Annotated in this window: 10 protein-coding genes; 6 read left to right on the forward strand and 4 right to left on the reverse strand. The window is 73.8% G+C overall.

Annotation, left to right across the window (positions count from 1 at the left end):
- Position 1: 1 nt before the first annotated feature.
- The 3 genes from ACIQVZ_RS34755 to eccE form a co-directional block, all read right to left on the reverse strand.
- Positions 2-2,134 carry a MinD/ParA family protein gene (locus tag ACIQVZ_RS34755; protein WP_402455657.1) on the reverse strand — a complete coding sequence of 711 codons (2,133 nt, stop codon included), beginning with the start codon at positions 2,132-2,134 and terminating at the stop codon, positions 2-4.
- A 129-nt stretch (positions 2,135-2,263) separates the two neighbouring features.
- Positions 2,264-3,031, reverse strand: a complete 768-nt coding sequence (locus tag ACIQVZ_RS34760) for a hypothetical protein (protein ID WP_402455659.1) — start codon at positions 3,029-3,031, stop codon at positions 2,264-2,266.
- A complete protein-coding gene (gene eccE, locus ACIQVZ_RS34765; protein WP_402455662.1) occupies positions 3,031-4,476 on the reverse strand; it encodes a type VII secretion protein EccE in 1,446 nt (481 codons plus the stop codon). Before eccE ends, ACIQVZ_RS34760 begins: the two co-directional genes overlap by 1 nt.
- 179 nt (positions 4,477-4,655) lie before the next feature.
- Between eccE and ACIQVZ_RS34770 the strand changes: the two genes are divergently transcribed.
- From ACIQVZ_RS34770 to ACIQVZ_RS34795, 6 genes are all read left to right on the forward strand, one after another.
- On the forward strand, positions 4,656-6,353 hold the full coding sequence (locus tag ACIQVZ_RS34770; RefSeq protein ID WP_402455664.1) for a type VII secretion protein EccB: 1,698 nt from the start codon (positions 4,656-4,658) through the stop codon (positions 6,351-6,353).
- Positions 6,354-6,534: 181 nt separating this feature from the next.
- Positions 6,535-6,840 carry a WXG100 family type VII secretion target gene (locus ACIQVZ_RS34775; protein WP_350885676.1) on the forward strand — a complete coding sequence of 102 codons (306 nt, stop codon included), beginning with the start codon at positions 6,535-6,537 and terminating at the stop codon, positions 6,838-6,840.
- A gap of 102 nt (positions 6,841-6,942) precedes the next feature.
- A complete protein-coding gene (locus tag ACIQVZ_RS34780) occupies positions 6,943-7,239 on the forward strand; it encodes a WXG100 family type VII secretion target (protein WP_350885678.1) in 297 nt (98 codons plus the stop codon).
- A gap of 100 nt (positions 7,240-7,339) precedes the next feature.
- Positions 7,340-8,572: a type VII secretion-associated serine protease mycosin gene (gene mycP / locus ACIQVZ_RS34785; protein WP_402455667.1), complete on the forward strand. Its 1,233-nt coding sequence runs from the start codon at positions 7,340-7,342 to the stop codon at positions 8,570-8,572.
- Positions 8,573-8,702: 130 nt separating this feature from the next.
- Entirely contained in the window at positions 8,703-9,245 is a 543-nt protein-coding gene (locus tag ACIQVZ_RS34790) for a SigE family RNA polymerase sigma factor (protein ID WP_350885682.1), read from the forward strand.
- A gap of 92 nt (positions 9,246-9,337) precedes the next feature.
- Positions 9,338-10,573, forward strand: coding sequence for a hypothetical protein (locus tag ACIQVZ_RS34795; protein ID WP_402455670.1), 1,236 nt, complete (start codon positions 9,338-9,340; stop codon positions 10,571-10,573).
- Positions 10,574-10,643: 70 nt separating this feature from the next.
- On the opposite strand, the gene ACIQVZ_RS34800 is transcribed toward ACIQVZ_RS34795, so the two are convergent.
- Positions 10,644-12,056: an APC family permease gene (locus tag ACIQVZ_RS34800; protein WP_350887449.1), complete on the reverse strand. Its 1,413-nt coding sequence runs from the start codon at positions 12,054-12,056 to the stop codon at positions 10,644-10,646.
- Positions 12,057-12,429 lie beyond the last annotated feature (373 nt).

The raw sequence follows: 12,429 nt of genomic DNA on the forward strand, positions 1-12,429 counted from the left end.
GTCACTGCGGGGGCTGCTGCGGGTGTCCGTAGCCGGGCGGCGGCTGGTAGCCGTCCGGCGGGGACGGCGGGGCGGGCTGCGGCGGCTGGCCCTGGGCGGGCGGGTAGCCGTAGCCCGGGCCCGGCTGCGGGGCCGGCTGCTGCTGGACGCCCGGCTGCGGCCAGGCCGTGGGGGCGGGCGGCTGCTGCGGGTAGCCGTAGCCCGGTGGTGGCGGCGGGGCCTGGCCGGGCTGCGGTGCCCACGGCGCCCCGGGGGCGGGTTGAGCGGCCTGACCCGCCTGACCTGGATAAGGCTGGGGCTGCGGCGGGTACGGCGTCGCCTGCGCCTGCTGCTGCCACCCGGACTGCTGGGCGGCGGCCTGCTGGGCCCGCACGATGTCCTCGCCGACCAGGGTGGCCAGCTCGAAGTAGGCCTCGCGGACCTTGGGCCGCATCATGTCGAGGTTGACCTCGGCGCCGGCCGCCAGGCTCTCGTCGAACGGCACCACGATCACCCCGCGGCAGCGGGTCTGGAAGTGCGCGACGATGTCCTCGACCTTGATCAGCTTGCTGGTCTCGCGCACCCCGGAGACCACCGTGATGCTGCGCTGCACCAGGTCCGCGTAGCCGTGCGCGGAGAGCCAGTCCAGGGTGGTCGAGGCACTGGAGGCGCCGTCCACGCTGGGGGTGGAGACGATGATCAGCTGGTCGGCGAGGTCCAGCACCCCGCGCATCGCGCTGTACAGCAGGCCGGTGCCGGAGTCGGTCAGGATGATCGGGTACTGGCGGCCCAGCACGTCGATGACCTGGCGGTAGTCCGAGTCGTTGAACGTGGTCGAGACCGCCGGGTCGACGTCGTTCGCCAGGATCTCCAGGCCCGAGTTGAGGTCCTGCGAGGTGAACTGACGGATGTCCATGTAGCTGCGCAGGTGCGGGATGGCCGTCACCAGGTCGCGGATGGTCGCGCCGGTCTGGCGCTTGACCCGGCGGCCCAGGGTGCCGGCGTCCGGGTTGGCGTCGATCGCGATCACCTTGTCCTGGCGCTCGCTGGCCAGGGTCGCGCCGAGCGCGGTGGTGGTCGTGGTCTTGCCGACCCCGCCCTTGAGGCTGATCACGGCGATCCGGTAGCAGCTCAGCACCGGGGTGCGGATGATCTCCAGCTTGCGCGACTTCTCGGCGGCCGCCGCCTTGCCGCCGAACTGGAACCGCGGCTGCTGGCGCTGCTGCTTGGGCTGGCTGCGCAGCAGCCGGTCCGAGGACAGCTCGACCGCGGCGGTGTAGCCGAGCGGCGCACCGTGCGCCACGGGCGGCTGCGGGGCGGCGGAGTGCGGGAACGCGACCGGCGGCGGCGCGGCGGCGCTCTGCGGCGGCCACGGCTGCACCCCGCCGGACTGCTCGTGCGGCGAGCCCGGCAGCAACGGCCGGTACTCGTGCGGCTGGGGCTGGGCCGACTGCGGGTAGGCGGGGGGCTGCGGCCAGCCGCCCTGGCGCGGATCCACCGGTGCGGGCTGCGGGGCCGGCTGCTGCGGCTGGGCGGCGGCCTGCTGGGCGGCCCACGCGGCGGCGGGCTGCGGGTCCTGCGGCGGCAGCGGCTGCTGCGGGGGCAGGTGCTGCGGGTACGGCTGCTGCGGGACCGGCTGGGCGGGCTGCGCCGGCGGCGCGGCCGGGGCCGGGTACGGCGGCTGCGCGGCCGGGGTGGGCTGCGGCTGCGCCGGGGCCTGCGCCGGCCAGCCCGGGACGACGGCCGGCGACTGCTCGAACGCCGGGGCGGGGGCGGGGACCTGGGCAGGGGCGGACGCCGGGAACGGGACGTGCTGCGCCTCGGCCTGGACGGGCTGTGCGGGCACGGGCTGCGCGGGTACGGGCTGTGCGGGTACGGGCGCCTGAGCCGGCGTCGGGGCCGGAGTCCGGGCGGGCACCGGCGCCGGAGCGGCGGCCTGCGGATCCTGCACCGCCGTCGGAGCCTGAACTGCCGGAGCCTGAACTGCCGGTGCCGGGGCCGCCGGAGCCTGCACCGCCGGGGCCGGTGCCGGGGCCGCCGAGGCGTCCGTCTGCACGTACCAGGACGGGGGAGTGTAGTCGGGCGCGTCGGACCAGTCGTCGTCGTCCTCTGCCGCGTTGTCGCCGACGTAGACGCCGTCCCGATCGCTGCTCACTAGGGCTCCCTCGTGTTCGCCGCCGCTTGTTCAGCGGTGCCGTTACCGCATCAAAGACTAGGCCGTGCGGCAACCCCCGTTGAAGGCGGCGTCGGATCCGGAGCGGCCCCCCGGGCCCGGCGCCGCCGCTCAGTCCATCCGGCGCGGACCGCCGAGAACCTGCTGCTCGGCCTGCCCGGCCACGGCCCGCACGTACTGGCGCCGCACCCGGGTGGCCCACAGCGTGAGGTCGTCGCCGAGGGTGGGCAGCGCGGCGACGTCCTCCGGCAGGAGCGACAGCACCCGGCCGGTCAGTTCCGCCTCCTGCGGGGAGATCCGCTGCACGCCCACCAGGTCGGCCGCGTTGAGCACCCGGGCCGCGTTCGGCCCCAGGTACGGCAGCAGGGTCAGGGTGGTCTGCCAGGGCGCGGCGGAGAGCCGGCTGCGCGGCGGGCGGGCGCCGAGGTCGCGCACCACCAGGACCGGCGAGGCCACCGAGGCGCCCTGCGGGCCGAGTCGGCCGACCTGGTGGACCGTCACGCACGGCTGCCCGCCGCCCGCGGCCTGCGCCAGCGGGCCCCACAGCTGCCCGCGCGCGGTCTCCACCGCGACCCGGGCGCCGATCGCGGCCGCCCGCAGCGCGACGACCTGCGCCGTCCACACGCCACCGACCAGCACCAGGTCGTACGCGCTGGGCCGGAACAGGCCGAGCACCGCGGGCAGCCCCTGCGGGTCGACGCCGATCACCACGCCGTCGTCGCCGACCGGGAAGGCCAACGCCCCGAGGTCCGCGGCGTCGAGCACGTGCTTCTCCCGGCGCGGGCCGCGCAGTCCGAAGCCGGGCAGGATCCGGGACCGCGCCCGGGGCCGTTCGGTGCCGTGCTGCGGGCCGGGGGCCGGATAGGTCTGGTACGCCATCAGGACGCTCCTCCCAGCGGCAGGGTGGCGAGCACCCCGGGGGCCTGTTCCAGGTCGAGCCGGACCAGGCCGAGTCCTGCGCCCTGCGCCCGAGCCTCCACCTGGCGGCCGACCTGCGTCACCTCGCTCTCGCTGCGCCCGGTCACCCGCAGGTGCCCGCTGACGGTCACCGAGCCGCCGGTGCCGCGCCCGGCGGTCAGGCTGAAGGTGCTGGCCAGCGCGGGGGAGCCGGTGACCAGGTTGACCAGGTCGGGCGCGGCGATCCGGCCGGGCGAGCCGCCGGGGCGGCTGAGCTGCGGCCAGCGGGAGATCCAGTAGGTGCTGTGCCAGCGGTCGTCGATCCGCCAGAACCGGCTGCCCTCCTGGGTGCGGCGGGTGGTCCCGCCGCCGCTGCCGGTGCCCTGGCGCCCGGCCACCGCGAGCGGGTTGGCGCAGGTGGAGATGGCCAGCGCGGCGATCAGCTCGCGCTCGTCCAGCACGGTCGCGTTGAACCCGGCGCTGTTGAGCCGCCCGGCCAGCTGGTCGGTCACCCGTTGCAGCGCCTTGCGGGCGCCCTCCTCGCCGCCGCCGCGGGCCCGGACGGCGGCCGCGGCGCGCTCCGGGTCGAGCTTGAGCGCCACCCAGGTCAGCCGCAGCCCGGGGGTGGCGGTGCCGTCCGGCAGCTCCCGGTAGGCGCGGGCGGCCAGCGACTGTTCGGGCAGGTGCGGGGCCGGGGCCGGCTGGGTGTGCTGGACGAGCTGCACCGACTCCAGGGTGATGTCGTCGACCTGGAGTGCCGAGCAGATCACGTCCAGGGGCAGCGGCAGCGCGGTGCGCACCGGGCGCAGCGGCTGGTCCTTGGCCTGGACGAGCAGTACCGAGCTGAGGAAGGTGCCGTCGCCGACCATGCCGGTCTCCCGGCGGACGGGGCGGCCGCCCAGGTCGGCCTCGGTGGCGTGGGTGCAGGTGCGCAGTGCCGGTTCGAGTTCCAGGGCGGGGGCCAGCGCCGGGTCGGTGCCGGCCGGCGGCAGCGTGCCGCGGGCCTGCCGGCGGCGGGACTTGAGGGCGGCGCGCACCCGCAGCAGTTCGGGGATGGTCCGGCCGCGCAGCGGGATCACGGCGAGCACCACCAGGACCAGCGCGACCGCGCCGAAGCCGGCGGCGACCGGCCGGCTGATCGTCCAGCCCACCGCGACCAGCGCGGCCGCGACCTCGACCAGGACGAGCTGTTGGAGCCTCAGCCGCCCGCCGAGCAGCCCGGGCCGGGGGTTGACCCGGATCAGGACGGGCCCGCCGCCACCACCTTCACCGCCACCCCCTTCACCGCCGCCGCTCTCGCCGGCGGGCGGCAGCGGCTGCCCGGGCGCGGTCTCGGGGGCGGGGCCGCCGCGCTGCGCCCGGCCGGAGCGGCGCGACCTCCCGCCCGTTGCCGGTCCGCGGCGTCCTGGAGCGGTCTGGCTTGGCATCCCCCGGGTGACCCTCTCTGATCAGTTGCCGCGGCCCGGCTGGCCGGTGCGCGGACCGTACCCGTACCGTACTCACCGTCTGCTGCCGCATCGTAGAGGGTTCGTACGGGTTCCCGCCCGGCGGGTGCGGGGGGTGGTGCAGGCCGGTCCGACACTGTCTGACGAGGGGGACGACGAGGATGGCATCGCGCCGGGACGAGCTGAACGCGTACACCTTCGCCCGCAAGCGCACGGTGGGGGCGTTCCTGCTGCCCGGTGGCGGCGGCAGCGACGAGGACGCGCCGCGCCCGGTGAAGGCGGTGCTGCCGAGCGTGCTGGCGGGGGCGGTGATCGTCGCCGGGTTCGGGCTGTGGGGGGTGTTCAAGCCGAGCGCGCCGCTGCACTGGGACGACGGCAGGAACGTCGTCCAGGGCAAGAAGTCGACCACCCGGTACGTGGTGCTGACCGACCCGGACGGCCGGACCAAGCGGCTGCACCAGGTGCTCAACATGTCCTCGGCGCGGCTGGTGCTGCCGGCCGACGCCAAGGTGGTGGTGGTCGACGACGGGGTGCTCGACAGCTACCCCAACCACGGTCCGACGATCGGCATCCCGTACGCGCCGGACAAGCTGCCGGCGAGGGACAACGCGGACAAGCCGATGAAGTGGTCGGTCTGCGACCGCCCGGGCTCGGACGACAAGCAGGAGACCGTCAACCAGGCGGTGTTCGTGGCGGCCGGCCCGGACGCGGCGGCGCTGGCGGCCAGGGACCGGATGCTCGGCCAGGACCAACTGCTGCTGGTGCAGCAGGCGGACGAGCAGCAGGTTTCCGCGCAGCCGGCGCCGGGCCGGCCCGCGGCCGGGCCGGGTGACGCGAAGGTGTTCCTGGTCGACGCGCAGGGCCGCAAGCACGGCATCGGCTCGCCGCAGGCGGACGACAAGGAGCGCAAGTCGCTGATCACCGCGGTCTTCGGGCCCAACGCGGTGCCGCAGCGCGTCAAGCGCGAGTGGCTGGACACCCTGGTGACCGGCAGCCCGATCACCTTCCCGAAGGTCGACGGGGTGGCGGACAGCCCGAACCCCAACTCCTCGGTGGAGCTGGGCAACCAGGCCGACCGCCGGATCGGCCGGCTGGTGCACTACCAGGACCGCCACTACGTGGTCGGCAAGGACCGGCTCTACCTGGTGACGCCGTTCCAGGCGGAGCTGATCCGGCAGAACCCGGACTACCAGGACCTCTACAAGTACGACGGCGACAAGCGGCCGCGCAGCGACGAGATGACCCCGGCCGACCACGCCAAGCTCGGCAACGACGTCCGGCTGCCGAGCACCGGGGACGACTGGCCGCTGAAGTCCGGTGCGCCGGCCAACAACTGGCAGGACCGGCAGGACGCGCGCCTGGTCGTGTGCAGCACCTTCGACGGCGTCGCCGAGGACGGCCGCACTCCCCGGCGCAGCGTGTGGGCCGGGACGTCCTACCCGGCGCCGTACAACAACGGCGCGGGCGCCGCGTACGTGACGCCCGGGCACGGCCTCTTCTACCGCGCGCTGGACAACGCGGCGGGCGGCTCCGGCACCGACTTCCTGATCACCGAGACCGGTCTGCGCTATTCGGTGCCGTCCAACGGCGACGGCGGCCGCGGCGCCACCACCCCGCCCACCCCGCAGCCGGGCCGGAGCGGACAGCCGGGCCAGGGCGCCGCCCCGAAGACGCCCACCCCGCAGCCGGGCGCCACCACGCCGGACCAGCAGCCGCCGCAGGACGAATCGGGCGCCAACCAGGCCAGGTTGGGCTACAAGGAGCTCCAGCCGCTCCCGGTGCCGCATGAGTGGTCGGACCTCGTCCCGGCCGGACCGCCGCTGACGGCGAAGAGCGCCGCCCAGCCGCAGAACGCCTGATCGACCAAGCCCGGCAACGGAATTGGCCCCGGTGTCATGGTCCGGTAACTGCGCCGAGTTCGGTGTTGGGCGAGCTGCGTGTGCCGACTACAGTGCTCCTGGACATCACTAGGGTGATGGGACGGTCGGGCCGCGCTGCCCTCCGTACACGCAATGTCTGTCTCATGGGGGATGGTGGAGCATGGCTCAGGGTCAGTTCACGATGACCGCTCAGGAGATGCTGGCTTTCGCCAAGCGGATCGAGGACGCGATCGGGAAGATCGAGGCTGAGCGGCAGAAGCTCATCAGCACGGTCGATGGCATCACCGGCGGCTGGCAGGGCCAGGCGGCGAACGCCTACAAGGCCTTGCAGGACCAGGTCAACACCGACATCGCGAAGCTGAAGGAGTCGCTGACCGCGATCCAGCACGCGATCGAGCTGACCACCAAGCACTACGCGAGCACCGAGGAAGAGCAGAAGGCGCTGTTCTCCAACGCCCAGGGCTGATCAGCCGCACCGCGCTGATCACCGTTCTGTTCCGACCTTCCGCTCGGTGGGGCGCCCGCGGCTGAGCGCGGGGTGCTCCGCATCCTCGTCAAGGGAGACATCGTGTCCGACCACATCCTCGTCAACTTCGAGACCGTCCACCACGCGGCCGAGGAAGTGCGCGCCTCGGCCGGTCGCATCGACCACCTGCTGAACGACCTCAAGGGCGACGTCAACCGCATCGCGTCCAGCTGGCAGGGCGCGGCCCAGGAGGGCTACCGGGCCCACCAGACCCAGTGGGACGCGCGCGCCGCCGACCTGCAGAAGGTCTGCACGCAGATCGCCTCCTCGCTGGACGGCGCCGCGCAGAGCTACCGGACGACCGAGAACAACAACGCCAAGCTGTGGGGGAACAGCTGACCACGCGTTCCCCAGCGGGAACGTGAGGGGGCGGGTGCTCGGACTGCGGGCACCCGCCCTTCGGCGCGCGGCACGGGTGGACGACATGAGGGGTGGCAGGGTGTCCGGACGCGGGTACCGGAAGGCGGCCGCGGCACTGGCCGCGCTCGCCGTGCTGGGCGGCCCGCTCGCCGCCCCGGCGCACGCGGACAGCGGACCAGGGCTGGCCGCCGCGGGCGACTGCCCGAAGAACGCGCCCGACGTGCCGACCGTGCCGTGGTCGCTGCAGCGCCTGCTGCTGGACGAGCTGTGGCAGGGCGGTCGGACCACCGGCGCGGGGGTGACCGTCGCGGTCATCGACACCGGCGTGGACGACCAGAACCCGCAGCTGGCCGGCAAGGTCCTGGAGGGCCGCAACCTGCTGGTCAACCGGGAGACCAAGGAGAAGGTCCCGGGCAGCTCCAAGGAGGACCCGGTCGGCCACGGCACCAAGGTGGCCGGCATCATCGCCGCCCGCCGTGACGACCGGACGGGCTTCGTCGGGCTCGCCCCCGACGCCACCATCCTGTCGATCCGCCAGAACGACAGCGACGGCAACGGCGACGTCTCCACCCTGGTCCAGGCCGTCAACGAGGCGGTCGGGGCCAAGGCGCAGGTCATCAACATCTCCCAGGACGTCCGCGGCGCCGGCGCCGCCGGCTTCGGCGGGTACCAGGAGCTGAAGGCCGCCGTCCAGGCCGCCGAGGACAGCGGCGTCGTGGTGGTCGCCTCCACCGGCAACGACGGCAAGGAGGGCGACACCTACCCCGGCGCGTTCCCGACCGTGCTCGCCGTCGGCGCCTCCGACCGCAACAACGAGCGCGCCCCGTTCTCCCAGTACGGCTCCTTCGTGAAGGTCGCCGCACCCGGCGTCGACATGCTCTCCACCGTCCCCCGGGGCGGCCAGTGCGTCGACAACGGCACCAGCTTCTCCGCCCCGTACGTGTCCGGGCTCGTCGCACTGCTGGTCGGCGCCCACCCGAACTGGAAGCCGGCCCAGGTGCGGGCCTGGATCGAGCAGACCGCCCAGCGCACCCAGCGCGATCCGGACCGGTTCGTCGGCTGGGGCGTGGTCGACCCGGTCAGGGCCGTCACCAAGGCCCCCGAGAGCGCGCCGTTCACCGCCACCCCGGACGCCCCCGTCCAACTGGCCGCCGCCCCGATCGTGCCCCGGCCGGTCGGCCTCGGCGAGACCCAGGCCGACCGCGACGGCCGCACCGCGACGTACGTCCTCGGCATCGGGGCGCTGCTGGTCGCGCTGCTCATCGGCGGCGGCGTCGTCCTGCGCGACCTGCGCCGCAGGTCCGCCGACTGATCCGGGTGCGCGGCACCTGCCCGGTGCCCGGGGAGTGCGCGGAGGAATCCTCCGCAACGGCTGTAACGTCGTGGGCCGCTCGCCGCATCCAAGAAGTGTCGGGGAGCGCGGACACGGGGGAGCGGTGGGCATGGGGTGGATCGGGGCGGGCCGGGAGGCCGAGGACGCCGAGTTCCTGGAGCTGGTGTCCGGCCGCACCGGCCACCTGTACCGCTCGGCCTGCCTGCTGACCAGCGGCGACACCCACTACGCCGAGGACCTCGTCCAGGAGGCCCTCAGCCGGATGTACGTGCTCTGGCGGCGCAGCGCCTGGACCGGCGGCCGGAACCGGATCGACAACCCGGCCGCCTACACCCACACGGTGATGGTGCGCACCTTCCTCGCCCAGCAGCGCCGCCGCTCCAGCACCGAGCGCCCCATCGGGGCGGTGCCCGAGTCGGAGGCGCGGGAGGCGGACGGCGCGCTGCGGATGACCCTGCTCGACGCCCTCGGCCGGATGCCGCCCAAGGACCGCGCCGTCCTGGTGCTGCGCTACTGGGAGGACCGCAGCGTCGCGGAGACCGCCGAGGTGCTGCGCTCCTCCCCGGGGGCGGTCCGCACCCGCACCACCCGGGCGCTGGCCCGGCTGCGCGGCCTGCTCGGCGACTCGCTGGCCGAGCTCGCCGCCCGCTGACCACTTCTCGCAGTCCGGGACGCGGTCCGTGGCGCGGTCCGTGACGCAACTTCGTGACGCAACTTCGTGACGCAAGGAGACGGTGACCACCCATGTCCGAACCGGACAAGTTCGAGGACGATCTTCTCTACGCCCTCACCCGTACGGGCGAGGGCTTCCACACCGAGCCGTCCGACCTGCTCGCGGGCGGGTACCAGCGCGGCCGCCGCCGCTGGCGCCGCCGCTCGACCGCCGCCGTGGTGGGCGGCGCGGCCGCGCTGGCCCTGGTGGGGACCGGCGCGGTGTACCTCACCGGCTCCTCGCCGCGCCCGAGTACGGTGCCCGCGGCCGCCCCGAGCACCGCCGGTGGCGGCGGGAGCGGCTCGGCGGCCCCGGCCGCGGCCTCCTCCGCGGAGCCGGGTGAGGTCACCGGCGAGGAGGTGCTGGCCACCCTGCGGGGTCTGCTGCCGAGCGGCCGGACCAGCGACGAGAACGCCGGCCAACGCCAGGGCGGCACGCTGGTCTTCGACGACGGCCGGGGCAGGGCCGCGATGGCTGTCTCGGTCAACCGGGTCGGGGCCGGCAGCCCGGTCCTGACGGAGAACGGCTGCCCGGACCGGAAGCTCGTCCCGTACGACGCCTGCACCACCACGGACCTGCCGGGCGGCGGCAAGCTGACCCTGTTCCAGGGCTACGAGTACCCGAACAAGCAGGCGGGCACCAAGAGGTGGTCCGCCTGGCTGGGCGGCGCCGACGGCCGTGTGATCGAGCTGACGGAGTGGAACGCCGAGGCGGAGAAGGGCGCGCCGGACAGCCGTCGGACGCCGCCGCTGTCGCCGGAGCAGCTGAGGGCGGTCGTCACCGACAAGGCCTGGGACGGGATCATCGCCAGGTTCCCCGAGCCGCGGCCGGAGCCGGGGCCGGACAACGGCAAGGAGTACGGCAAGGACGAGATCCTGGCGATCGTCGCCAAGCTGCTGCCGTCCGGGCTGACCGAGACGGAGACCGGGGGCCAGCCGGGCTACGCGAACTTCGTGGTCAACGACGGCAAGGGCAAGTCCCTGGTCGAGATCAACGTGCAGGACTGGTCCCGCGACGACAAGACCAAGGAGGAGCTGTTCGGCAGCGCTCAGGCGCAGCCGGACGGCACCAGGGTGGTGGTCGGCAAGCGCGGCTCCAACCCGGGCATGTGGACCGTCGACACCCTGCACGCGGACGGCCTGCGGGTGGTGATCAGCGCGTTCAACAGCGGCACCCAGCAGACCCCGGCGACCCGCAGCACCCCGGCGCTGAGCAACGACCAGCTGAAGGCGATCGCCACCGCGCCGGTGTGGAAGCTGAGGAAGTAGCGGCGCGGACGTGGCAGTGCCCCGGGCGAGGGGGAGCCCGGGGCACTGCCGTGTGGGGGAGGGGTGGGGGTCAGGACTGCTGGTCCTCGGGGAGGCTGATCACCCAGCGGGTGTCCTGGCGGGGGCGCAGGTAGAACAGCCAGTAGAGGGTGGCGGCGGCGGTGATGCCGCCGGTCCACAGCAGGGGCTCGGTGTCCAGCTGGGTCATCACGTAGACGAGGACGGCGATCAGCACCACCGGGACGGCCGGCCACAGCGGCATCCGCCAGGCGGCGGCGTGCTTGTGGTGGGCGCGGCGGGAGAGCAGCGCGGCGATCGCGACCAGCAGGTACATCCCGGTGACGGCGACGCCGGTGATGTTGCTGAGCAGTGCGCCCTTGACGAAGCAGAGCGCGGCGCCGGGCAGGCCGACGGCCAGGGTGGCGACCCACGGGGAGCCGAAGCGGCCGAGGGTGCCGAAGGCCTTGTTGACCGGCTCGGGCCAGGCCTTGTCGCGGGCGGAGGCGAACAGGACCCGGGAGTTCTGGATGACCATGACGATGCCGGCGTTGATGATCGCCAGCGCGACGCAGAGGCTGATGAAGGTGCCGACCGCGGAGTTGCTCCAGGCGGTGACCATGCCGGAGATGTCGCCGGAGCTCAGGGTCTGCAGGTCGGGGGCGCCCATGGTGATGGCGACGACCGGGACCAGGATGACGGCGGAGGAGATGCCGAGCGTCCACAGCACGGTGCGCGAGACGTTGCGGCGGGGGTTCTCCAGCTCCTCGGAGAGGTAGACGGCGGTGGAGAAGCCCTGGGTGATGAACAGGGCGATGCCGAGCGCGCCGACGATGGCGCCGATGCTCACCGTGGTGGTGGCGCCGCCGTCCCCGGTGACCACGCCGTGCAGCAGGCTGGGGGCGTCGCCGTTGGCGTGGGAGAACCCGAGCACCGAGACGACGCCGGCCGCGATGACCTCCAGCACCAGGAAGACGCCGGTGAGCCAGGCGTTGGCGCGCAGGTCGAGCAGGCCGGCCAGGGTGGCGGCGAGCATCACGGCGGCGCCGGTCATGGCCTTGTCGAGGTGCAGCACGGGGGCGAGGTAGTCGGCGGTGCCGAGGGCGATGACCGAGGGGACGATCATCACGACGATCAGCGAGAGCACGAAGACCAGCCAGCCGGCCAGCCGCCCGGCGAGGGTGCCGACCATCGCGTACTCGCCGCCGGCGCTGGGGATCAGGGTGCCGAGCTCGGAGTAGCAGAACGCGACGGCGACGCACAGCACGGTGCCGATGGCGATGGCCAGGGCGGTGGCGCTGCCGATGCTGGAGAACAGCTCCGGGACGATCACGAAGAGCGTGGAGGCCGGGGTGACGCAGGACAGTGTGAGCAGGGTGCCGCCCACCACGCCGATCGAGCGCTTGAGTTGCTGGGGCGCTGCGGCGGCGGCGGTGTCGGCCGTCGCGGGGGTCGCGGCGCGTGGCGGGCGAAGCGTGTCGGTCATGTGGCTTCCGATCGGCTCTGTGCGGTCCTGTGGGTGGGAGCGGTATCGCCTCCGCTGGCTGTCTGCTCGGGGTTCTGGTGGGGTCGCTCCTGGGTCGCAATGGAACCTGGGCGTATTGATTGCGTCAATGGCTGAAATGCTTCGGAATCCGTTGCGTGGAAGGGCATAGACATGCGATCTGATGATCACGTACGGTCATTGCGAGCTTTGTCCGACTTGTTACCTCTGCCACATTGCAACTGAATCCAAGGTAAACAGAGTGTTGCAAGCCGCCTTTCCAAGGTGTCCATGGAGTCGGACGGTGATACGCCCAGGTGCCCCCCTGTGTGGCCGCAACGCCCGGGCGGGGTGCGGGAACCGCAGCCCCGACCCG

Source organism: Kitasatospora sp. NPDC098663 (assembly GCF_044760075.1).
Classification (GTDB): Bacteria; Actinomycetota; Actinomycetes; order Streptomycetales; family Streptomycetaceae; genus Kitasatospora.